The sequence below is a fragment of the Vibrio sp. 1078-1 genome (assembly GCF_033340475.1).
This window is the reverse complement of the sequence record NZ_JAWOWM010000274.1, coordinates 1-753: the sequence shown is the minus strand read 5'-3', so window position 1 is coordinate 753 and position 753 is coordinate 1. Positions and strand designations below refer to the sequence as shown.

The 753-nt window shown below is 47.7% G+C and carries 1 protein-coding gene; it reads right to left on the bottom strand.

Annotated elements, in window-relative coordinates:
- A partial coding sequence (locus R7190_RS27070) for an efflux RND transporter permease subunit (protein WP_318137827.1) occupies positions 1–753 on the bottom strand: 753 nt, incomplete at both ends.

The window sequence follows — 753 nt, the reverse complement described above, 5'->3', positions numbered from 1 at the left end:
GCTTGTAGACTGGTTTCGAACATAATAGGCAATACACCCGCAAAGGTCGTGATGGATGTCAGCGTAATCGCTCGGAAACGTGCACAACCAGCCTCAACCACCGCCTGCTTGATGCTCATTCCTTTCTCTCGAACTTGGTTCACATAATCTGTCATCACCAACGAGTCGTTGATCACCACACCTGCGGCTGCGATCAAACCGAATGTCGACATCATGCTAATGTCTAGCCCCAACCAGAAATGCCCCCAAATCGCCCCTGTTAAACTAAACGGGATAACAGACATCACGATAAGAGGCTGGGTATAGCTCTTCAATGGTACGGCAAGCAAGATATAAACAATGATCATCCCTGCCACAAAGAACATGATTTGTTCGTTGCGTTGCGCGGCTTGCTCTTCGATGTCACCACCCAGCTCTGTTTTGACACTTGGGTGAAGCTTCTTCATATCAGGCAAAATACTATCGTCGATGATTTTCACAATTTCTTGTGGCTCAACGAGTTCTTCATCAATAGAGCCGTACACATAAACGGTTTGATAACCACCTTCGCGACGAATTGTGCTAACCCCAGGCTGCTCACTGATATTCACGACATCGCCCAACATCACTTTCTTGCCTGCTGGCGTAGTAATGACAGCGTAACGTAATGAAGAAAACGCTTCACGAGTCAGTTGAGGATAACGAACCATGACTTTGATCTCTTCACCGTCGCGAATCAAACGCTGTGCTTCTCCGCCGTAAAAACTGCCGCCG